Origin of the sequence: Flavobacterium sp. N2820, assembly GCF_025947285.1 — a bacterium.
In the GTDB taxonomy this organism is placed as follows: domain Bacteria; phylum Bacteroidota; class Bacteroidia; order Flavobacteriales; family Flavobacteriaceae; genus Flavobacterium.
The window spans coordinates 1451070-1472364 of sequence record NZ_CP110008.1 but is presented as its reverse complement, the minus strand read 5'-3'; the positions used below and the strand labels follow the sequence as shown (position 1 = coordinate 1472364).

Sequence of the window (21295 nt, the reverse complement as noted above, 5' to 3'; positions counted from 1 at the left end):
TGAGTTTCGCAGAGACGTTTTACTTTTTTATAATATGAATCGTTTGATTCCTTTTGATAATAATTTGGTATTAAAATTAATTAGTAAGCCAGTTTTATAGTTTCCTAATCTCATATAGGTTAGAATTTGAGCTTTATGGACATCAGTAAATGTTTCAACCGTTTTTATTTCGATGACCAATTGATTTTCAATTAATAAATCTATTCTATAACCCTGATCTAATTTAATCTCTTTGTATTCAATGGGTAGTTTTAATTCTCTTTCCACTTTTAAATTAGCTTTCTTTAGTTCATAATATAAGCACTCTTGATAAGCAGATTCTAATAATCCTGGGCCCAAATGACGATGAACTTCAATAGCTAAACCAATTACTTGTTCCGTTAATTTATCATTTTCCATAATTTAATTATAATACTATTCTTTAAATTAAATACGATGCTCTAACTAATTCATTTACACAAAACATAGTGACCTCTGTGCCTCTCATTAAACTCAGTGCATCTCTGTGTAAAAAACAAGTGCAACGCTCTGTATTTCTCACCTTTACCACAAAGTTTAGAAAAAACCTCTGTGCGTCTCATTAAACTCGGTACATCTCTGTGTAAAAAACAAGTGCAACGCTCTGTATTTCTCACCTTTACCACAAAGTTTAGAAAAAACCTCTGTGCCTCTCATTAAACTCAGTGCATCTCTGTGTAAAAAACAAGTGCAACGTTACTCAAAGGCTTTCAATGCTAAATCATAACTCTGCAATCCAAAACCAATAATTACCCCTTTTGCAGCTGGAGAAATATACGATTGATGTCTAAACGATTCACGTGAAAAAGTATTTGAAATATGTACTTCAACCACTGGGGTGTTAATAGCTTTTATAGCATCTCCAATTCCAATTGAAGTATGTGTGTAAGCACCAGCATTTAAAATAATACCATCATATGAAAAACCAACTTCTTGAATTTTATCAATCAACTCTCCTTCAATATTACTTTGAAAATAGGTGAAATCAAACCGGTTGAATTTTGTTTTTAACTTTTCAAAATACGATTCAAAAGTTTCGTTTCCATAAACTTCGGGTTCGCGTTTGCCTAATAAGTTTAGGTTTGGACCATTAATAATAATAATTTTCATGAAGTTTGTTTTTGTAAAAATAAAAAAACCATTCGTTTGAAGAATGGTTTTAGTAAAATATTATGAATTTAAAATGTTTTAAATTAAGCTAATGCTTAAAGCCTATAGCTTAAGACTTATTGCAAAAGATTAAAACATGTATCCAACAGAAAATTGAATAACAGAATTTTTAACATCAGCATCTTTTTTAGGCTCAGTTAAACCTGCCGCATATCTTCCAGAAACAAATAATCCATTTGTAATTTTGTAACTTAATCCTCCAGCAACAGCAAAGTCAAAAGTATTACTGTCTCCGGCATCAACCTCGTTGCGTTCGCTTACTAAAACAGATGCTTGTGGACCAAGTTCTAAACTCAATTTATCTTTTGTTAAGTAAAATTTAGCTAGCACAGGTAATGATAAGTAGCCTAACTCATTTTTTACTTGCTCACCAAATCCTTCTAATTCTGATCCTTGAGTTGAATACAATAATTCAGGTTGAAGGGCAAAGTTTTCAAAGATTTTTATTTCGGCAACAACACCAGCATGATAGCTTGTTATTGATTTAAAATCAAAACCATCAACATCACCTCCTGTATAGTTGGCAAAGTTTAAACCACCTTTTACACCAAACTTTAATAATTGTGCTTGGGAAGTACTAATTCCTAGAATTAAAAGTACTGCTAATACGATTCCTTTTTTCATAAATTAATTTTAATTTTTGAGGTTATACTATTTTTGAAACGTAAATTTCGTTATTTTATTGGATAAAAAAGTTGTTTTAACCCATTTTTATAACAATTTTGCTTTTTTTAAGAAATGGTATTGTTAACTACAAGGTTGTAGATTGTTGATAACTCAAAACATGTTTTTTTGTTAAAATCCTATAATTGCTAGTGTTTATTAAGTATTTGATTCTCAATTCATATGCTTTTTACGGTTAAAAAAAATGTTAATAACCTAACAAATTTTGTTCATTTGTAAAAAAAAATACTATAAATTTGTCTCATTAACTTTAAATTTAAACTAAACATGAAAAAAGTTTTATTCGCTGCAATTGCAGTAATGGCATTCGGAGTATCAAATGCTCAAGAAATGAAATTTGGTGTAAAAGCTGGTTACAGTACAACAAATTTTACTGGAGATGCTGACGGTGGTGACGCTAGAGGTGGATTTTACGTTGGTGGTTTGGTAGATTTCACAGTATCTGAAAAATTCCATGTTCAACCTGAATTAATGTATTCTACAGAAGGTGCTAGTGATGATGCTGGTATTGATTATTTAAGATTACCAATCATGGCTAAGTATTATGTTATGGAAGGTTTATCTTTACAAGCAGGTCCAGAGATTGCATTCAAAATTGCTGCTCAAGAAGATCTTGTTGACGAAGCTACTAAATCTTTAGATTTTGGTTTAGGATTTGGAGCTGGTTATGAATTGTCAAATGGATTAATGTTTGACGCTCGTTACAACCTTGGTTTAGCTAATATTTCTGATGTTGATGGTTTTGATTTCGGAAATGCAGGTTTACAAATTGGTTTAGGATACAGATTCTAATTTGTAACTTAAATAAGTTAAAAATCCCGCTTTCGAGCGGGATTTTTTTATTTTATCTGTTTTATTGTTTGTTCATCGTTTATATTTTAAATTATGTTTAGTTTTCTTACATTTGCCCAAAATTTAATAATTTAAAAAATGAAAAAAACAATTTTAGTTGCAGTTGCACTTTTAGGTTTTGGAATTTCTTTTGCACAAGAAGAGGTAAAATCAGTTGCTGATGTTAAGTTTGGTGTTAAAGGAGGAATGAACTTAGCAAATATCGTTGGTGATGATGCTGGCGATGCTAATAATTATGTTGGTTTTAATGCCGGTTTCTTTGTTGAAATTCCAATTACTAATAAATTAACATTCCAACCTGAACTAATTTATTCAGCTCAAGGTTCAAAATCTGAAGGAACAGTTAATGTAGAAGGTACATTAATAAATTTTGATGCTACATTAAAATTAAATTATATCAACGTTCCTATGATGTTCAAATACCAAGTGGTTAATAAATTTTCATTAGAAGCGGGTCCTTATGTTGGTTTTTTAACCAGTGCTGATATGAAAGTAAAAGCTTCAGGATTTGGTTCTGATACAGTTGATATGAAAGATGAATTAAAATCAACAGATTTTGGTTTAGGATTAGGAATGAACTATGAATTTTCGGATGTTATTTTTGCAAATGCTAGATACCAAGCAGGTCTAACAGAAATTGGTGACTCTGAAGGTGGAAGCAATGATATTAAAAATTCTGTTTTCCAAATTGGTTTAGGTTTTAGATTCTAATTTCTATACATAATATTACTGAAAGTCCCGCTTTTGCGGGATTTTTTTATTGTAACAAATTGTTTACTTTTGAAATATGAGTACATGGCAATCTTATATTAAAGAATATCAAAATTATTTGCGATTGGAACGTGGTCTTTCTAAAAATACCATTGAAAATTATACCTTTGATATTGAAAAATTGGTTTTGTTTTTGAACGAAAAGGAAATTAAAATTTCGCCTATTCACATTTCAGAAGAAACCGTGCAGCAATTTATATATGAAATGGCTACTCAAATTAATCCAAGAAGTCAATCGCGTTTAATTTCAGGTTTAAAAAGTTTTTTTAATTATCTCATTTTTGAAGATTATCGTAAAGACACTCCTTTGGAATTAATAGAAGTACCAAAAACTGGCAGGAAACTTCCCGATACACTTTCTACTGAAGAAATTGATGCTTTAATTGAGGCAATTGATTTATCTACATTAGAAGGTGAACGAAATAAAGCTATGTTAGAAACTTTATACAGTTGTGGATTGCGTGTTTCTGAATTAATTTCGCTCAAAATTTCTGATTTATTTTTTGAAGAAGGATTTATAAAAATTACCGGTAAAGGAAATAAACAACGTTTTGTTCCTGTAGGAAAAACAACAATTAAGTTTATCACGACTTATGTAAATCAAATTCGGGTTCACATTGCTGTACAGAAAAATTTTGAAGACACTTTGTTTTTAAATAGAAGAGGTAAGCAATTAACAAGAGCTATGATTTTTACAATTATAAAAAATTTAGCGAGTGCTATAAACTTAAACAAAACAATTAGCCCTCATACATTTAGACATTCATTCGCAACTCATTTGCTAGAAAACGGAGCAGATTTACGTTCGATTCAATTAATGTTAGGTCACGAATCTATTACAACAACTGAGGTTTACATGCATTTAGATAGAAAATTTTTGGCACAAGTTTTGAATACGTATCATCCCAGAAAATAACTTAACATTTGTTTAGTTTTTTGCCAAATAAACAATTGGTTTTCAGTATTTTTGCGAATCCAATTCATTTTCTGGTAAATACGTTTTAAAAATAATCCCTATTTATGATTTTTACATCTAAAAAGCCTGAAGACTTAAATAAACTCTACGAAAGTTTAATCAAACAGCTTCCTAATATTATATTTCAAATACGCGTATCTCCTGCGAAGGAAATTCATTTGGATTTTATTAGTAAACCAATAGAGTTTTTATATCAATTCTCAATTGAAGAAATTTTAGAAGATTCATACAACTTCGCAAAGTATAGAATTTATGAAAGCGATTTGATCGTTTTTAAAAAAACCTTTACTACAGCTGTAGAAACCAAAACGAAATGGGAAGTAGATTTCCGTTTTCTTTTACCCGATAGTAGTTATAAATGGTTGCGCATTGAAGCCACACCAAAAGCGACCGAGAATGATGAAACTATTTTTTATGGATTACTATCCGATATCACAACCATAAAAGAGCAAGAAATTCAACTACGAGTGGCTGATGAACGCTATCACTTTGCTGTACAAGCTTCCGATAGAGGTGTTTGGGATTGGGATATGGTTACTAATAAAGTGTATTATTCCTCAGAATCAATGAAGATTTTAGGGTTAACCGAATCGGATTTAGTGGCATCACCAGAGGAGTGGGATGAACGTGTACACCCTGATGATAGAGAAGAATATTATGGAAATATCAATTTACATTTTGAAAATAAAATTCCGTTTTATGAAACATGTCATCGTGTAATGTGCAATGGAAGTTATAAATGGATTTTAGATAGAGGTAAAGTAATTGAACGCGACGAATCGGGCAAACCACTTCGTATCGCTGGAACTCATACTGATATTTCTGCTCAAAAGGAAAAAGAGCAAGAATTGTTGAAAATGCTAGAAATTGTAAATTCACAAAATAATAAGCTATTAAATTTTGCTCATATCGTTTCTCATAATTTGCGCACACATGCGGGAAATATTAAATCACTTTTAGAATTGTATCATGATGCTAGTTTTACTTTTGAAGAAACATTGAACAATATCGAAATTGTGTCAAAAGAATTGAATGATACAATTGAAAATTTGAATGACTTGGTAAAAGTCCATACGCAAACTAATAAAGAGTTTGTGTCACTTCAATTATCAGATTATATTTCTAGGATGTTGTATATTTTGAATGAAGATATCAATACTAAAAACATCTTGATCGAAAACCAAGTGAGTGAAAAGGTTTTTGTGAATTGTATTCCGGCTTATTTAGAAAGTATTTTATTGAATTTAATGACAAATGCAATAAAATATTCGGATGATAAAAAAGAGATTAAAATTTCGTTTAAATTATCAGATGTTGAAGATTATCATGTTTTACATGTTATAGATAATGGTGTTGGTATGGATATGGAACGTTATGGAGAATCAATATTTGGATTGTATAAAACTTTTCACGGACATGAAGATTCACGTGGAGTTGGTTTGTATATTACCAAAAATCAAATTGAAACAATGGGAGGGAAAATAGAAGTAGAAAGTAAATTAGATGTAGGAACTACTTTTAAAGTTTATTTTAAAAAATAAAAAAAAGGCTTGTAAATATTACAAGCCTTTTTTTATTCTATGATTTTATTCTTATTTCGCAATATTAACAGCTCTTGTTTCGCGAATAACCGTAATTTTTACTTGACCAGGATAAGTCATTTCAGTTTGAATTTTTTGAGAAATATCAAATGATAAGTTTGAAGCAGCTTCATCAGAAACTTTTTCACTCTCTACAATCACACGTAATTCTCTACCAGCCTGAATTGCATAGGCGTTTTTAACTCCACCGAATCCAAATGCGATATCTTCTAAGTCTTTTAAACGTTGGATGTAAGAATCTAATACTTGTCTTCTTGCTCCCGGACGCGCTCCTGAAATAGCATCACAAACTTGGATAATTGGCGAAATCAATGATTTCATTTCGATTTCGTCGTGGTGAGCACCAATCGCATTACAAACTTCTTCTTTTTCACCATATTTTTCAGCCCATTGCATCCCTAAAATTGCGTGAGGTAATTCGCTTTCAGTATCTGGTACTTTTCCAATATCGTGTAATAAACCAGCTCTTTTTGCTAATTTAACGTTTAAGCCTAATTCAGCTGCCATGATACCACATAGTTTTGCAACTTCTCTTGAGTGTTGTAACAAGTTTTGTCCGTAAGATGAACGGTATTTCATTCTACCCACAACTTTGATTAACTCTGGGTGTAATCCGTGAATTCCTAAATCAATTACTGTACGTTTTCCAGTTTCGATGATTTCTTCGTCAATTTGTTTTGCTGTTTTAGCTACTACTTCTTCAATACGTGCTGGGTGAATACGTCCGTCTGTAACTAATTTATGTAATGCCAAACGAGCGATTTCTCTTCTTACAGGATCAAAACAAGATAAGATAATTGCTTCAGGCGTATCATCAACAATGATTTCAACTCCTGTAGCAGCTTCTAAAGCTCTAATGTTACGACCTTCACGACCAATAATTCTACCCTTAACATCATCTGATTCGATATTAAATACAGAAACACAGTTTTCTACTGCTTCTTCTGTACCTACACGTTGAATGGTGCTTATGATGATTTTTTTAGCTTCTTGATGTGCTGTCATTTTTGCTTCTTCAACCGTATCTTGAATGAATGACATCGCATTTGTTTTGGCTTCAGCTTTTAAGCTTTCTACCAATTGATTTTTAGCCTCATCAGCAGATAAACCAGAGATTACCTCTAATTGTTCTACTTGGCTTTTATGTAATCTATCAATTTCTTGTTGTTTTTTGTCTAAAAGTTCAATTTTAGTAGAATATTCAGCAATTTTAGCTTCTGCTTCGTCATTTACTTTTTTTGCTTTAGCCAATTCATTAGAAATTTGAGATTCTTTGTCTCTAGTTCTTTTTTCAGCTTCAGCGGTTTTTTTATCTCTCGCTAATATGACTTGTTCGTGTTCTGCTTTTAGTTCTAAAAACTTTTCTTTTGCTTGTAGAATTTTCTCTTTTTTGGTGGCTTCAGCTTCAGCTTTTGCGTCTTTTAAGATTGAACCAGCTTCCTTTTTTGCGTTTTTAATTAGGTTTGAAACATTGCTTTTTTCTAAAAATTTAGCAACTCCAAAACCTCCTGCAAGACCGATTAAAATACCTATTATTATGTTTAGTATCATGATATGTGTAAAAAAAATTATATAAAAAAAGCCTACATTAGGTGTTTGTATAAACTCGGTTATACAAGATTTAAGTTAACTTGCAGTTCAAACTTCCCACTAAAGGGCCTGTTATAGTTGCAAAGATTCACTCGTTTAATTTGTTAGTGTTGAGTTTATCAAATATATACTAATGTAGGCAGTATTGTATTTATGTTGTAAGAACGTATTTATTTTGCGAGTAACTCACTCAATTTTTTATCCAAATTTTGCAATCTGGTTATCGCTGTTTCATTATCTTGTGAACCTGTGATTTGCTTTTGCTCTACTTGTGCGGCAAATTGCAAAGCACACATGGCTAACACATCTTGCTTATCTCTCACGGCATAGCTTTGTTCAAACTGTTTAATCATAGCATCAATTTTTTTAGAAGCACTTCTTAGGCCTTCTTCTTGCGATGTATCTACGGTAAGCGGATACACTCGGTCTGCAATTGATATTTTTATTTTCAGTTTTTCACTCATAATGCTTTCTAATCAGAAAGTTGCGCTATGCAATAATCAATTTCGCGAATTAATGAATTTATTTTGAGTTTTGTTTCTCTTTTATTTTCTTCACTGCCTAATAATGAATTGACCATTTTTAGAGTATCTATTTGATTTTTTAACGAAACAATCTCATCAGACTGCTCTTGTTGATTTTTTTTAGAAAGCAACAATTCTTCGCGCAATTCTAGATTAATTTTTTCTAGTTGAACCAATTTTTGATTCAGCTTAAAAAATTTAACTTCTAGAGAATCAATTAATTCAGATAATCCGTTCATTAACGATACAATTCATTTCAATATTTCACAAAGTTAACATTAGTATTCAAAAATAGCAATAGTTTTTACTAAATTTTGCGATTAATTTTTTTTTATTTGTAAGTGTTTGGTTGTTAAGTGTTTGTTTAAGGTATGATTTTTGTTTACTTTAACTCAATATTTTTTATTATTTTAGCATTAAACATAAGTACCATGAAATTCCTATTAGCCATTTTACTCGCCCCTCTTTTTGTTTTTAGTCAAGATTACCCTCAAGAAACTTTTCAATCTCCATTAGGAATTCCGTTAGATTTATCGGGTTCATTTGGTGAGTTGCGTAGTAATCATTTTCATTCGGGGTTAGATTTTAAAACCACAGGAAAAGAAGGATTGCCTGTTTATGCAACTGGTGATGGCTACGTTTCGCGTATCAAAATTTCAACTTTTGGATATGGAAAAGCAATTTACATTACGCACCCCAATGGATATACTTCTGTTTATGGTCATTTGCAAAAGGCCAATGGCGTTATTCAAGATTATATAAAAAAGAAGCATTATCAGGAGAAGTCCTATGAAATTGAAATGTATTTGTATCCCACAGAATTGCCTGCAAAAAAAGGAGATATTATTGCTTATTCTGGAAATACAGGAGGAAGTGGCGGTCCGCATTTGCATTTTGAATTTAGAGATACTAAATCTGAACAAATCATCAACCCAATGCATTTTGGATTAAAAAAAATAATTGTTGATGAACGAAAACCAATTATTCAAGGTATTGTAGCTTATCCCATAGATTCCACAACGGTGAATAATTCTCAAAAACCAATTAATATTTCTTTTTCTAAACAAGCCGATGGGAGTTATTTAGGCGTAAAAGTAAAAGCTAACGGAAAAGTCGCTTTTGGAATTAATGCTTATGATTTTTGTACAAACGGCTATAATAAAAATGGCTTATACAAAGTGAAAGCCTATTTAAATGGTGTTTTGCAATACCAATATGGTTTTGATTCGTTTGCTTTTGATGAATCGCGTTACATTAATAATTTTATTGATTATGAACGTTTTCACGAAATGGGGCAACGTGTGCAAAAACTTTTTCAAATGAATGAATATCCACTTTCAATTGTTTCTGGAAATAAAAAAGATGGAATAATTAATGTACAACCCAATTCAAATTATAATTATAGAGTTGAAGTCTATGATTTTCATGGCAATAAAGTCGAATTAATAATTCCAATTGAATTTGCTAATCAAGAGGCAAAGATTGAAAAAACGTTTCAAAAAACACCATATTATATTAAAGCAAAAACGGAATCTATTTTTGAAAAAAATAATGTTTCAGTGTATGTTCCTGAAAACGCTTTTTATAGTAATTTTTACATGAACTTTGATGTAAATAATGATGTAGTTACATTGCATGATGATAGTGTACCAGTTCATAAAAACATCACATTAGCGTTCAATAATGTTGCTGGTTTAACCGAAGAACAATTAAGTAAAACTTACATAGCAACGCTTGATGGTTATAAATTAAAATACAACAATACTTATAGAAAAGGCAATAATTTTTCAATAAAAACAAAAACATTAGGTAAATTTAAATTGGCACAAGATATAACACCACCAAGAATTTATAATGTGAATTTTATTGAAGGAAAAACACTTACGACACAAAAAACAATTAGTGTTTCTGTAACCGATTTGCATTCAGATATAGACACTTATAATGGTTATTTAAATGGAAAATGGATTTTAATGGAGTATGATTACAAAACAAAAAAGCTCACACACAATTTAGAGGATGCAATTTACGTTGAAGGTAGAAATGATTTAAAGATTGTTGTTACCGATAATTTACAAAATTCAACTACCTTTGAATCTTACTTTTATAAATAATTAAAACGCGTTCGTTTGAAAAATATAGTTCTATTTTTAGTTTTTAGTTTGTTTTCTGTTTTTTCGGTTGCACAAAATGCAAGAGTTAAAGGTGTTATTTTGGACGAAAACAATAATCCAGTTGAAAATGTTAGTATTTCAGCAGATGATTTGGGAACTATTACAAATTCCAATGGATTTTACCTGCTAGAAATTCCAGCCAATAAAAAAGTAACGCTTGTTTTTTCACATGTGTCATTTAAGAATTATAAACTTGTTTTAGAATTAAAGCCCAATGAAGATTATGAACTAAATCCTGTTTTAAACTCAAAAGTTGAAGAAATTGGAGAGGTGGTCTTAATTGGAAACAATAAAAAACGTATCGAAGGTGTAACCACAATTGATCCTGTAGTCATTAGAAAAATTCCTGGTGCCAATGCCGGAATTGAAAATATCATTAAAACACTTCCTGGTGTATATTCTAATAATGAATTGAGTACTTCGTATGCTGTACGTGGTGGAAATTACGATGAAAACTTAGTATATGTCAATGAAATTGAAGTCTATCGTCCTTTTTTAATTCGTTCAGGACAACAAGAAGGTTTGAGTTTTACGAATACTGATATGGTTCAAAATGTAGATTTTTCTGCTGGAGGATTTCAATCAAAATATGGTGATAAATTGTCTTCGGTTTTAGATATTACGTACAGAAATCCAAAACGTTTTGGCGCTAGTTTAGAAGCCAGTCTTTTAGGCGGAAGTCTAACTGTTGAAGGAGTTTCCAAAAATCAAAAATGGAGTAATATTACAGGCGTTAGATACAGAGACAATAGTCTTTTAGTAAATAGTCAAGAAACAGAAACCAATTTTAGACCAACATTTTTTGACGTTCAAACCTTATTGAATTTTAATGCTTCAACCAAATGGAATTTTAGTTTTTTAGGGAATATCTCCCAAAATAGATACAATTACGAACCTTTAACACGTCAAACCAATTTTGGAACTATCGATGAACCAATTGCGCTTTTGGTGTTTTATGAAGGACAAGAAAAAGATAAGTATTTAACATTTTTTGGTGCAGGAAAAGCCGTTTATCAATACAACGATAAAAATAAATTGAAGTTTATTCTTTCTGGATATCACACCCAAGAGCAGGAATATTATGATATTTTGGCACAATATCGTCTAGGTGAAGTGGATTCAAATATAGGTTCGGAAACCTTTGGTGATGTAGTTTTTACGCGAGGAATTGGTTCTCAATTAAATCATGCGCGTAATGATTTAGATGCTTTAATTGTTAACGCTGAAGTAAAAGGTTTTCACGAATTAAACGAAAAATCACAATTAGAATGGGGCGCAAAATTAACCATTGAAGATATTCGCGATAGAATTGTAGAATGGGAAGTGATTGACTCTGCTGGGTTTTCCTTACCTAATCCTATTTTAGATTATCAAAATGATCAGCCTTATAATCCGTATGTTGGCCCTTTAGCTCCTTATCAAAATGTAAGAGCAACTAATTATACTAAAATCAATCGATTTTCAGGTTATGTTCAGTGGAATTATAGAGGAAGATTAGGTGAACATGAATACTGGGTTAATGCCGGAGTTCGAGGTCATCATTGGCAAGTAGATGCAGATGGAATGCCAAAAGGGGATAGCCAAATTACATTTTCTCCAAGAGCTCAGTTTGCTTTTAAACCCAATTGGGATAAGGATATGTTATTCCGTTTGTCTGGTGGATTATACCATCAACCGCCATTTTACAGAGAATTGCGTGATTATGAGGGTGTAGTGCAACCCAATGTAAAAGCACAGCAATCATTTCATTTAGTTTTGAGTAATGATTATAGTTTTAAAATGTGGAACCGACCGTTTAAATTGGTTTCCGAAGCCTATTACAAAAATATAACAGACGTAAACACCTATACAATCGATAACGTTCGTATTCGTTACAGAGCTAACAACGATGCCGAAGCTTATGCTTATGGTTTTGATGCTCGTTTAAACGGAGAATTTGTACCCGGAACAGAATCGTGGTTTACTTTTGGCTATTTAAAAACCGAAGAAAATCAAGATGGAAAGGGTTTTATTGCTCGTCCTACTGATCAGCGATTAAAATTTGGAGTTTTGTTTCAAGATTATATGCCAAATATTCCAAACTTGAGATTATATCTAAATTTGGTTTACAATACAGGATTGCCCGGAGGTTCGCCTGCCTATGCAGATCCATACGCCTATCAATTGCGTTTGAATGATTACCGTAGAGCGGATGTTGGATTTTCATATGTATTTAAAGATGAAAAAATTAAATCATCGAAAACGTGGTTAAAACCGTTTAATGAATTTTCATTGGGATTAGAAATTTTCAATTTATTCAACAATCAAAATGCAATTACGAATACTTGGGTGCGCGATGTGTATACCAAATCGCAATACGGAATTCCAAATTACATGACTACTCGAGTTTTTAATATTAAATTGGTTGCAAGGCTGTAATCAATGTTTTTTAGTATATTTGACTATAAATACTTTTCCATGAAACGCATTATCACATCAATAGTTTTGCTAACCGCACTTATCAGTTGCAAGCAAGAAAAGGAAACACCAAAAGTAATTTACGAAGATGGTAAATCTAAAGTAGGAACTACTGCTAAAGATACCGCGTCTTTTAAAGTTGCCGATTTGCCTATTTTGATGGAAGGTACGCAATATTTGATTCATCCTGTTGGTGATATTCGTGTGTATGATACTGATAGCAGAGCATATGGAAGTAGTAAAACCAACCAAGTGAGTTATGCGATTTCAAATTATAACCGATTTGAAATTACAGGATATTTTGATAATTTGAATTTTCAACACATTGATTCTACAAATACAAAACCATTAACGGATCAAAAAATCCAAATTCAAACCGCTACTTTTTTAGACGGAATTGCCTCAAAAACCAAGAAACAAATTATTGCTTATACGTTGGTTGATGCAGATACCAATAAAGATGGAAAAATCAATCAAAACGACATTAAATCATTGTATTTGAGTACGGCAAGTGGCGAGAATTTCACAAAACTTTCAGAAGAATTTCAAGAATTAATCGATTGGAATATCATCGAAGCGCAAAACCGTTTATACTTTAGATGTATCGAAGACATCAACAAAAACGGTGCGTTTGACAAAAATGATAAAGTACATTATCACTATGTAAACTTGTTAGCAAACGAGTGGAAAGTGGAAATGTATACTCCGAATTAGTTTTTTTGTAAAATCCGTTTACAACTGTTTTTTAATCTATATTTTATATCAAAATATCACTTTCTAAATCCGATTTTTCAATTTCGAAATCAAATCCTAGTTTAGAAACCAATTCAATTACCAAATTTTTATACCAGTTTTCACTTTTTGGGTGAATGTAGATTTTTTCAATTAGTTGGTTTAGGTTTACATCTACTTTTAATCCGTTGTCGATTTTTAAATTGGTGTTGGAAACGTCGGAAATAATACGAATTTCTCTTTCGTATTGAAAACTTTTACGTTTAAACAAGAACGGGAAAAACGTATCATCAAAAGGAATAAACTCTTTTTTGTAATCGATATAATTTACGGCTCCAATGTATTGCTCCGTTTTTTTTTCAGGAAGTAAGGCTTCTTTTAGTCTACCAATGGTAGTTTGAATGGCTAAACCTTCTGTATTTTGGGTAAAAATCTGCCACATCGCAAACGATTCATATTCGTTAATGTGCCAACTGCTAATCACGACTTTTTCACGATGCGATTTATAATTATCTAAAAACTTTGGATTGTTAGCAGCAATTTTCTTGATTTCTTCGAAAGTGGGTTCTGAAAAGGTACCTTCATATTGATCTTCAAACTTATCAGAGCGCGACATAAATAACTGACGCGACAACAACATGTCTAAAAATTTAGACAAGTCCAAATATTTCCAAACAATGGTGTCATTGTCTTCAGGTAACGTAATATTTGAGCTGTTTATGTACATTTTTCAGATTCAGTTATAAATTTAAAGTCAAAATTGTCACACAAAGTTACACTAAGATAAGCACAAAGTCACACAAAGTGAAAAATCTGTTTAAATCAGCGTTTCGCTATAGCGAATCAGTTTCATCCGCGTGCTAATTTACTCGAAACTCTGCATCATCACCAACTTCGAATACGTGCCATTCAAAGCTAATAATTCATCATGTGTTCCATGTTCAACGATTTCGCCTTTTTGCATTACTACAATTTTATCTGCTTTTTGAATGGTTGAAAGTCGGTGTGCAATCACTATCGAAGTTCTATTTTGCATCATATTTTCTAATGCCACTTGAACGAATTTTTCACTTTCGGTATCTAAAGCAGAAGTTGCTTCATCCAAAATCATAATCGGTGGATTTTTCAAAACGGCTCTCGCAATCGATAAACGTTGTTTTTGTCCGCCCGAAAGTTTTCCACCAGCATCACCAATATTGGTTTCAATTCCGTTAGGTAAAGCGGAAACAAATTCATAAGCATTAGCAACTTTTAAAGCAGCAATAATTTCATCATCCGTTGCATCTTGTTTTCCTAAACGAATATTGTTTTTAATCGAATCGTTAAATAAAATCGAATCTTGTGTAACCAATCCCATTAAATCACGAAGCGATGACAAAGTCATGTCTTTGATGTCGATTCCGTCGATTTTTACACTTCCTTCTTGCACATCATAAAAACGCGTCAATAAATTAGCAATCGTGCTTTTTCCAGAACCTGATTGCCCAACTAAAGCTACCGTTTTTCCTTTTGGAACCTCTAACGAGAAGTTTTTCAAAACATTCTCTTCTTCATATCTAAAATTAATATTTTCAATTTGAATTGAATTTTCAAAAGAGGTTTTTGTGATTGCATTTTCTTTATCGGTAATGTTGTTTTCAACTTCTAATACATCAAAAACGCGTTCAGCAGCCGCTAAGCCACTTTTTACTTGATAAGATGCTTTCGAAATTGCTTTTGCCGGAGTTAAAATGTTGTAAGCTAATCCCATATATGCAATAAACTTAGAACCTTCAAGTAAAGGAGAACCATCTGCAAAAGTTTCTACTAAAACCATATTTCCTCCATACCAAAGTAGAATAGCAATAACAACAATTCCCATGAACTCACTCATTGGAGAAGAAAGGTTATTTTTCCTTCCAATACTGTTCGTTAATCGGTATAATCTTTGAATAGAACTATTGAATTTATTGGTAAAAGTACCTTCCGCATTATAGCTTTTAACTACTTTTAATCCCCCTAAAGTTTCTTCAACAACAGAAATTAAATAGCCGTTTTCATCTTGTGCTCTTTTTGATTTTGCTTTTAAACTTTTTCCAATTTTAGAAATGATAAAACCAGAAATTGGGATGAAAATAAAAACGAATAATGTCAATTTAAAGCTAATAACTATCATTGCACCAATCGTAAATAGAATAGTCATCGGTTCTTTAATTACCAACTCCAAGATGTTAAAAAACGAATTTCTAACTTCATTAACATCACCTAGCATTCTTGCCATCATGTCTCCTTTTCTTTTCTCTGAATAATAAGAGATTGGAAGACTTATAATCTTATCAAACATTTTATTCCTCAAATCTCTCAAAACACCATTTTTTAATAACATTAAGTGGTTAAGAGCGAGGTAATTGAAAATATTTTTCAATAAAAATGTTGTAATAATAATAGAAACTACTAACAAGAGTGCATACTGAGCACCATTTTCGTTTGTGAGTTTTGTAATATAAAAGTACAAATAATCATTTCCGTAGCTTGTTATTTCCCAAATTGATGTTAGTTTTGGTTGGGTCACAACCTTTTCAGCATCTTTGAATAAAACGTCTAGCATTGGAATTAATGCAACGAAAGATAACGTACTGAAAAGTGCATAAAGAATATTGTAAATAATATTCATTACGACATCTTTCTTGTACTTAAGTGCAAACGGAATTATTTTCTTTAAATTTTCGTCCATTTAGTTTAGGTTCATTGCCGAAATGATTGCAGCAATTTTGTTGTCTAATTCTTTTTCTACTGATTCAGCGTTTTCAATGGTATCTAAAACTCCATTTACGCTGAAATAGAATTTAATTTTTGGTTCGGTTCCACTTGGTCTTGCACAAATTTTACTTCCGTCTTCCAAATAGTAAATTAATACGTTTGATTTTGGGATGTTGATTTCAAATGTTTCATTATTCATGAAATCTGTTCCTTTGGAAGTTTGATAATCCTCAATACAAATGACACGTTGTCCGTTAATTTCCTTTAGTGGATTTTCGCGTAAATCAATCATGATTTGTTTGATTTCGTTGGCTCCTTCAATTCCTTTTTTGGTAATCGAAATTAAAGATTCTTTGTAAAATCCGAAATCAATATATAAATTCAATAATTCTTGATACAATGAGCTTCCTGAAGCTTTTGCTTGCGCAGCAATTTCACTTACTAATAAGATAGCAGCAACGGCATCTTTATCGCGAACGGCATCGCCCACCATAAAACCAAAACTTTCTTCGCCACCACCCACAAATTTCTGATTTGGGAAATCTTTAATGAATTTTGCAATCCATTTAAAACCTGTTAAACCCACTTTGCATTCTACATCGTAAGCTGCTGCTAATTCCAACATCATTGGAGTAGAAACAATAGTTGAACCGATGAATTCATTACCTTGGAATTTGTCAGCGCGTTTCCATTGTTCTAAAAGGAAAGCCGTCATGATAACCATCGTTTGGTTTCCGTTTAGTAATTTGATTTTTCCATCTAAATCACGAACGGCAACACCTAATCGGTCTGAATCTGGGTCAGTTCCAACCACTATGTCAGCACCAATTTTGTTAGCCATAGCAATTGCCATTGACAACGCTTCTGGTTCTTCTGGATTTGGAGATTTCACGGTTGGGAAATCACCATTTGGTTCTGCTTGTTCAGGAACAATGTTTACATCAATATAACCTGCTTTTTCCAATACATTTGGGATGGCTTTTATAGATGTTCCGTGTAAAGAAGTATAAACGATTTTTAAATTCGCTTTTGCTTGTGCAGGTGTGTTAAAACTTGCGTTTTCAACAGTTGATTTGAAGAAAGCTTCGTCAACTTCTGTATCTATATATTCAATTAAATCGTTGTTGGCTTCAAACTTAATTTCGCTATATTTTAAATCTTCGATTATTTTGATAATTTCGGCATCTTGAGGTGGTACTAATTGTCCGCCATCTTGCCAATATACTTTATATCCGTTGTATTCTGGTGGATTGTGAGAAGCTGTTAAAACAATTCCTGCATGACAATTCAAATAACGAACCGCAAATGATAATTCAGGAGTTGGGCGCATATCTGAAAACAAAAACACTTTAATTCCATTAGCAGAAAAAACATCAGCAACTACTTTAGCTAAGGTGTCACTGTTATGACGACAATCGTAAGCAATAGCTACTTTTAATTGCTCGTTTGGAAACGATTTATATAAATAATCCGATAAACCTTGCGTGTTTTTTCCAAGTGTATATTTGTTGATACGATTGGTTCCAACACCCATAACACCGCGCATTCCGCCCGTTCCAAACTCTAAATTTTTATAGAAACTTTCTTCTAACTCTTTTGGAGCCGAAGTCATCATTTCTTTTATTGTATCTTGAGTTGCTAGGTCAAATGTTGGTGTTAACCACTCGTTTACTTTGTTTAAAATACTTTGTTCGATATGCATTTTTAATCTTGATATTTTTAAAATCTAAAAATGATTTTTTAATTTGTTTTTATGGTATCACAAATTGTGATAGTAGTTTAAAACTATAATACTTCTGAAATCTTATAACGTTCCTCGTTGTTTTTGGTTCGTAGGATAATTTCACCTAAAAATCCGGCTAAGAATAATTGCGTTCCAATTAACATTGCGGTTAGCGATAAATAAAATTGCGGTCTTTCAGTTATTAATCTTCCTGATGTGTTGATGAATAATTTGTCGATTCCTAAATAGAAAGCGAATAAAAATCCAATTATAAACATGATAGAACCCAATAATCCAAAAAGGTGCATTGGTCGTTTTCCGAAGGTTGATAAAAACCAAATCGTAATTAAATCTAAAAACCCATTGATGAAACGACTCATTCCAAATTTAGAATTGCCATATTTCCTAGCTTGATGAATTACAATTTTTTCACCTATTTTACCAAATCCAGCATTTTTTGCTAAAACGGGAATGTATCGGTGCATTTCGCCTGAAACTTCAATGTTTTTGATCACGATGTTTTTATAGGCTTTTAATCCGCAATTGAAATCATTCAGATGAACTCCAGATGTTTTTCGAGCAGCCCAATTGAATAACTTAGATGGAATATTTTTCGCTACAACTGAATCATAGCGCTTTTTTTTCCAACCTGAAACCAAATCATAGTTGTCTTCTGTAATTAAACGAAATAATTCTGGAATTTCATCTGGACTGTCTTGTAAATCAGCATCCATTGTAATAATCACGTCACCTTGCGCTTTGGCAAAGCCAGCGTGTAATGCTTGTGATTTCCCGTAATTTCTAAGAAAACGGATTCCTTTTACATTCGGATTTTCATTTGAAAGCTGTGAAATAGTTTGCCAAGAAGCATCTGTACTACCATCATCAATAAAAAGGATTTCATAAGAAAAGTTATGAGTATTCATAACTTTCACAATCCAATTGTGTAATTCGGGTAACGATTCTTGTTCGTTTAATAATGGGATAACTATTGATAAATTCATTTTTAATTTTCAAAAATTGGTTGCTCTTTTTTTAATGCCAAACCTGTTATTAAAGAAATTAAAAAACCTACGAATAGATTCATAATTATAATTCCAGCTATCATCATTGGATACATATAATTTTTCATCATTTCTACACTCTTCTTTAAATCTGAAGTAGTTATGCTTGATTTTTTCAATTTATCGACCTCCATATTTAAAATATTATTTATAAAATCTGGTTCAATAAAATTAGCAAATACATAAATATATAAGACTGAAATTAATCCTGAAATAACAGAAATTCCAAGACCAATCTTTAAAGCTTCACTTAATTTTAAATAGCCTTTGTTTTCTTTTTTTAATAATTTAATTGGATATACTATTAATACTATCATAAGAGTAAAACCGATTATAGATTCTATGAAACTCTTTTCTAAATAGTTCCCAAAAGCATATTTAATCACCGATACAAAAACAGTAGAAAGTCCAAGAATAATTCCATAAGTTATTATTAACTTTTTTATTGTATTTTTATTTTCCATAATTTCTATTTTTAATTAATTTACAAATATAAGAATTCTAATCGTTACTCAATTAGAGATAAAAAATAAAAAAAAGTTACAGAAACATTGGTAAATTAAAAATTAAATGTAATTTTGCAGGCTAGAAATAAAAAGTTTATAAACAAAAGGTTCTAAAATGTTTACACCTCTGCAAATGCGGAGCCGCGAAACAAATTATAATCGCTTAATAAAAAAAAGATTTACATTATGCAAAAAGGTATCCACCCAGAAAATTACAGATTAGTAGCATTCAAAGACATGTCAAACGAAGATGTTTTTATTACTAAATCTACAGTAGAAACTAAAGAAACTATTACTCACGAAGGTGTTGAGTATCCAGTTTTCAAAATGGAGATTTCAAGAACTTCTCACCCTTTTTACACAGGTAAATCTAAACTTATCGATACTGCAGGTCGTATTGATAAATTCAACAGCAAATACGCTAAAAAAGCTAAATAATTTTTTGCTTTTTCAAAATAATAAGAAAGCTTCACATTTTGTGGAGCTTTTTTTATGGAATAAATTGTATTTTTGATATTCAGAATTAATAAATTTTCAAATGAATTATATACTTTTTGACGGAACCGTACGCAATGCCTTACTTCCGTTTACTTTTACACGCCCAGTTGCTGATATTCGTGTTGGGATTTTAACCATTCGTGAAAAATGGGAAAAATACCTTGGAACCACCACAACAACGTTGACCGAAGAATATTTGATGGAAAAATATCCAATGGTAGAAATGGAACAAAATGTTATGATTAACGCTTCGTTTTTGCCAAATCCAATTCTCATTGAAATGGTTCAGAATTTAGAAAGTAATCAAGCTATAATTCTGGGAGATGAAATCATTGCTTTTTATACAAATGATACGCAAGAAGAAGTTAATTTTGATGATTATGATGTAGTTTATTATGAAGGAGAGGTTTTAAGAATCGAAAATACATGGGATATTTTTGCAAAAAATGATGTTGCCTTGCGTGAAGATTTCGATTTGCTTACAGAAGATAGAACTTCACAACCAATTCCTAAATCAGTTAATGTAATTGCTTCAGAAAATATATTTATTGAAGAAGGCGCAAAGTTAGAATTTGTAACTTTAAATGCTTCAACTGGACCTATCTACATTGGAAAAAATGCAGAAATAATGGAGGGTTCAGTTATTCGCGGACCTTTTGCTTTGTGTGAATCGGGTAGAGTAAAATTAGCTTCAAAAGTATATGGCGCTACAACTGTTGGGCCACATTCTGTTATTGGTGGAGAAGTAAGTAATTCGGTTTTATTTGGTTATTCTAATAAAGGACACGATGGTTTTTTAGGAAATTCGGTTTTAGGCGAATGGTGTAATATTGGTGCCGATTCTAACAATTCCAACTTAAAAAACAACTACGAAGAAGTGCGTTTGTGGAGTTATGAAACAGAAGGTTTTGCACGTACAGGATTGCAATTTTGCGGTTTAATGATGGGCGATCACAGCAAATGCGGAATTAATACCATGTTCAACACTGGAACTGTTGTAGGTGTTTCAACAAATATTTTTGGTGCTGGTTTTCCAAGAAATTTTGTGCCAAGTTTTTCTTGGGGTGGTGCTTCTGGATTTACAACCTATTTAACAAGTAAGGCATTTCAAACAGCAAAAATTGTTATGGCGCGTAGAAATGTTGCATTTTTAGAGGAAGATGCAAAAATATTAGAACACGTTTTTGAAGAAACCAAAAAATATAGAAAGGAGTAA

General features: G+C 31.6%; 20 protein-coding genes. 9 read left to right on the top strand and 11 right to left on the bottom strand.

Annotation, left to right across the window (positions count from 1 at the left end):
- Positions 1 to 27: 27 nt before the first annotated feature.
- From OLM52_RS07100 to OLM52_RS07090, 3 genes are all read right to left on the bottom strand, one after another.
- Complete coding sequence (locus tag OLM52_RS07100) at positions 28 to 399, bottom strand: GxxExxY protein (protein ID WP_264550429.1); 372 nt, start codon at positions 397 to 399, stop codon at positions 28 to 30.
- A gap of 315 nt (positions 400 to 714) precedes the next feature.
- Positions 715 to 1128, bottom strand: a complete 414-nt coding sequence (aroQ, locus tag OLM52_RS07095) for a type II 3-dehydroquinate dehydratase (RefSeq protein ID WP_264550428.1) — start codon at positions 1126 to 1128, stop codon at positions 715 to 717.
- Between the two features lie 129 nt (positions 1129 to 1257).
- Positions 1258 to 1812, bottom strand: a complete 555-nt coding sequence (locus OLM52_RS07090; protein WP_264550427.1) for a porin family protein — start codon at positions 1810 to 1812, stop codon at positions 1258 to 1260.
- 327 nt (positions 1813 to 2139) lie between these two features.
- On the opposite strand from OLM52_RS07090, the gene OLM52_RS07085 reads away from it, so the two are divergent.
- From OLM52_RS07085 to OLM52_RS07070, 4 genes are all read left to right on the top strand, one after another.
- Entirely contained in the window at positions 2140 to 2664 is a 525-nt protein-coding gene (locus OLM52_RS07085; protein WP_264550426.1) for a porin family protein, read from the top strand.
- Between the two features lie 138 nt (positions 2665 to 2802).
- Positions 2803 to 3435, top strand: coding sequence for a porin family protein (locus tag OLM52_RS07080; protein WP_264550425.1), 633 nt, complete (start codon positions 2803 to 2805; stop codon positions 3433 to 3435).
- A gap of 76 nt (positions 3436 to 3511) precedes the next feature.
- The gene (gene xerD / locus OLM52_RS07075; protein WP_264550424.1) at positions 3512 to 4411 is read left to right on the top strand and encodes a site-specific tyrosine recombinase XerD; all 900 of its coding nucleotides are present in this window, start codon (positions 3512 to 3514) and stop codon (positions 4409 to 4411) included.
- 104 nt (positions 4412 to 4515) lie between these two features.
- On the top strand, positions 4516 to 6012 hold the full coding sequence (locus OLM52_RS07070) for a sensor histidine kinase (protein WP_264550423.1): 1497 nt from the start codon (positions 4516 to 4518) through the stop codon (positions 6010 to 6012).
- Positions 6013 to 6063: 51 nt separating this feature from the next.
- Here the strand turns inward: OLM52_RS07070 and rny are convergent, their stop codons facing one another.
- From rny to OLM52_RS07055, 3 genes are all read right to left on the bottom strand, one after another.
- On the bottom strand, positions 6064 to 7626 hold the full coding sequence (gene rny / locus OLM52_RS07065; protein ID WP_264550525.1) for a ribonuclease Y: 1563 nt from the start codon (positions 7624 to 7626) through the stop codon (positions 6064 to 6066).
- A gap of 206 nt (positions 7627 to 7832) precedes the next feature.
- Positions 7833 to 8126, bottom strand: coding sequence for a cell division protein ZapA (locus tag OLM52_RS07060; RefSeq protein ID WP_264550422.1), 294 nt, complete (start codon positions 8124 to 8126; stop codon positions 7833 to 7835).
- An 8-nt stretch (positions 8127 to 8134) separates the two neighbouring features.
- Positions 8135 to 8425 carry a hypothetical protein gene (locus tag OLM52_RS07055; protein WP_264550421.1) on the bottom strand — a complete coding sequence of 97 codons (291 nt, stop codon included), beginning with the start codon at positions 8423 to 8425 and terminating at the stop codon, positions 8135 to 8137.
- Positions 8426 to 8617: 192 nt separating this feature from the next.
- Here OLM52_RS07055 and OLM52_RS07050 point away from each other — a divergent pair, with 192 nt between their 5' ends.
- From OLM52_RS07050 to OLM52_RS07040, 3 genes are read left to right on the top strand one after another with little or no spacing between them, the layout of a single operon-like run.
- Positions 8618 to 10300: a M23 family metallopeptidase gene (locus OLM52_RS07050; protein WP_264550420.1), complete on the top strand. Its 1683-nt coding sequence runs from the start codon at positions 8618 to 8620 to the stop codon at positions 10298 to 10300.
- Positions 10301 to 10315: 15 nt separating this feature from the next.
- Entirely contained in the window at positions 10316 to 12778 is a 2463-nt protein-coding gene (locus OLM52_RS07045) for a TonB-dependent receptor (protein ID WP_264550419.1), read from the top strand.
- Positions 12779 to 12817: 39 nt separating this feature from the next.
- Entirely contained in the window at positions 12818 to 13531 is a 714-nt protein-coding gene (locus OLM52_RS07040; RefSeq protein WP_264550418.1) for a hypothetical protein, read from the top strand.
- Between the two features lie 43 nt (positions 13532 to 13574).
- Here OLM52_RS07040 and OLM52_RS07035 read toward each other — a convergent pair whose 3' ends face one another.
- From OLM52_RS07035 to OLM52_RS07015, 5 genes are all read right to left on the bottom strand, one after another.
- Entirely contained in the window at positions 13575 to 14276 is a 702-nt protein-coding gene (locus tag OLM52_RS07035; protein WP_264550417.1) for a hypothetical protein, read from the bottom strand.
- A 138-nt stretch (positions 14277 to 14414) separates the two neighbouring features.
- Positions 14415 to 16262: an ABC transporter ATP-binding protein gene (locus tag OLM52_RS07030; protein WP_264550416.1), complete on the bottom strand. Its 1848-nt coding sequence runs from the start codon at positions 16260 to 16262 to the stop codon at positions 14415 to 14417.
- Positions 16263 to 17990: a phospho-sugar mutase gene (locus OLM52_RS07025; RefSeq protein ID WP_264550415.1), complete on the bottom strand. Its 1728-nt coding sequence runs from the start codon at positions 17988 to 17990 to the stop codon at positions 16263 to 16265.
- Between the two features lie 83 nt (positions 17991 to 18073).
- Positions 18074 to 19015 (bottom strand): glycosyltransferase family 2 protein, encoded by a 942-nt coding sequence (locus OLM52_RS07020; protein WP_264550414.1) that lies wholly within the window; start codon positions 19013 to 19015, stop codon positions 18074 to 18076.
- Positions 19016 to 19017: 2 nt separating this feature from the next.
- Entirely contained in the window at positions 19018 to 19539 is a 522-nt protein-coding gene (locus OLM52_RS07015) for a DUF4199 domain-containing protein (protein WP_264550413.1), read from the bottom strand.
- Between the two features lie 228 nt (positions 19540 to 19767).
- On the opposite strand from OLM52_RS07015, the gene OLM52_RS07010 reads away from it, so the two are divergent.
- Together OLM52_RS07010 and OLM52_RS07005 are read left to right on the top strand one after the other, a co-directional pair.
- Positions 19768 to 20019 (top strand): type B 50S ribosomal protein L31, encoded by a 252-nt coding sequence (locus OLM52_RS07010; RefSeq protein ID WP_008256814.1) that lies wholly within the window; start codon positions 19768 to 19770, stop codon positions 20017 to 20019.
- Positions 20020 to 20119: 100 nt separating this feature from the next.
- Positions 20120 to 21295 carry a GlmU family protein gene (locus OLM52_RS07005; RefSeq protein ID WP_264550412.1) on the top strand — a complete coding sequence of 392 codons (1176 nt, stop codon included), beginning with the start codon at positions 20120 to 20122 and terminating at the stop codon, positions 21293 to 21295.

Excerpts from the sequence above, each read along its gene's own strand:
- OLM52_RS07025 (WP_264550415.1), bottom strand. The coding sequence starts at position 17,990 with ATGCATATCGAACAAAGTATTTTAAACAAAGTAAACGAGTGGTTAACA.
- OLM52_RS07015 (WP_264550413.1), bottom strand. The coding sequence starts at position 19,539 with ATGGAAAATAAAAATACAATAAAAAAGTTAATAATAACTTATGGAATT.
- OLM52_RS07020 (WP_264550414.1), bottom strand. The coding sequence starts at position 19,015 with ATGAATTTATCAATAGTTATCCCATTATTAAACGAACAAGAATCGTTA.
- OLM52_RS07060 (WP_264550422.1), bottom strand. The coding sequence starts at position 8,126 with ATGAGTGAAAAACTGAAAATAAAAATATCAATTGCAGACCGAGTGTAT.
- OLM52_RS07085 (WP_264550426.1), top strand. The coding sequence starts at position 2,140 with ATGAAAAAAGTTTTATTCGCTGCAATTGCAGTAATGGCATTCGGAGTA.
- OLM52_RS07035 (WP_264550417.1), bottom strand. The coding sequence starts at position 14,276 with ATGTACATAAACAGCTCAAATATTACGTTACCTGAAGACAATGACACC.
- xerD (WP_264550424.1), top strand. The coding sequence starts at position 3,512 with ATGAGTACATGGCAATCTTATATTAAAGAATATCAAAATTATTTGCGA.
- OLM52_RS07050 (WP_264550420.1), top strand. The coding sequence starts at position 8,618 with ATGAAATTCCTATTAGCCATTTTACTCGCCCCTCTTTTTGTTTTTAGT.
- OLM52_RS07080 (WP_264550425.1), top strand. The coding sequence starts at position 2,803 with ATGAAAAAAACAATTTTAGTTGCAGTTGCACTTTTAGGTTTTGGAATT.
- OLM52_RS07055 (WP_264550421.1), bottom strand. The coding sequence starts at position 8,425 with ATGAACGGATTATCTGAATTAATTGATTCTCTAGAAGTTAAATTTTTT.
- OLM52_RS07040 (WP_264550418.1), top strand. The coding sequence starts at position 12,818 with ATGAAACGCATTATCACATCAATAGTTTTGCTAACCGCACTTATCAGT.
- OLM52_RS07070 (WP_264550423.1), top strand. The coding sequence starts at position 4,516 with ATGATTTTTACATCTAAAAAGCCTGAAGACTTAAATAAACTCTACGAA.
- OLM52_RS07010 (WP_008256814.1), top strand. The coding sequence starts at position 19,768 with ATGCAAAAAGGTATCCACCCAGAAAATTACAGATTAGTAGCATTCAAA.
- OLM52_RS07100 (WP_264550429.1), bottom strand. The coding sequence starts at position 399 with ATGGAAAATGATAAATTAACGGAACAAGTAATTGGTTTAGCTATTGAA.
- OLM52_RS07090 (WP_264550427.1), bottom strand. The coding sequence starts at position 1,812 with ATGAAAAAAGGAATCGTATTAGCAGTACTTTTAATTCTAGGAATTAGT.
- OLM52_RS07030 (WP_264550416.1), bottom strand. The coding sequence starts at position 16,262 with ATGGACGAAAATTTAAAGAAAATAATTCCGTTTGCACTTAAGTACAAG.
- aroQ (WP_264550428.1), bottom strand. The coding sequence starts at position 1,128 with ATGAAAATTATTATTATTAATGGTCCAAACCTAAACTTATTAGGCAAA.
- OLM52_RS07005 (WP_264550412.1), top strand. The coding sequence starts at position 20,120 with ATGAATTATATACTTTTTGACGGAACCGTACGCAATGCCTTACTTCCG.